This is a genomic window from Acetomicrobium sp. S15 = DSM 107314, assembly GCF_016125955.1.
Taxonomy (GTDB): Bacteria; Synergistota; Synergistia; order Synergistales; family Thermosynergistaceae; genus Thermosynergistes; species Thermosynergistes pyruvativorans.
The window spans coordinates 1-383 of sequence record NZ_JADEVE010000078.1; the positions used below are offsets into that span (position 1 = coordinate 1).

The 383-nt window shown below is 47.0% G+C and carries 1 pseudogene; it reads left to right on the top strand.

Annotation, left to right across the window (positions count from 1 at the left end):
• Positions 1 to 237 (top strand): annotated as a pseudogene (locus tag EZM41_RS02095) (hypothetical protein); the annotation flags it as partial.
• Positions 238 to 383: the final 146 nt, after the last annotated feature.

Genomic DNA, 383 nt, shown 5'->3' on the forward strand with positions numbered 1-383 from the left:
CGCCTGATGAAAGACATAGGCCTAAAAGGGATCATTTGTGGCAGGAAGATAAGGACTACGATCCCTGACGAATCTGCCAATAAACCTGCAGATTTGGTGTGTCGAAACTTCACTGCACTTCGCCCTAACCAATTGTGTGTGGCAGATCTAACGTATGTCGATACGCGCAGTGTGTTTGTATATGCGTCGGCCGCCGGACTTTTTAAGACCCTGTTCAGCGGTATATCCATATCGTAGGTCTTATGTACCTTCCCGTCCTCCCTATTTCTCGATACGAGCCTCATATGTGTCATAAATATATAGTGCCTTATCGTTATGAGACTGAGCAAATTTCTGAGCGGTTCGAGCGCCTCATCGGGATCATACCTCCTCCATCCGGTATA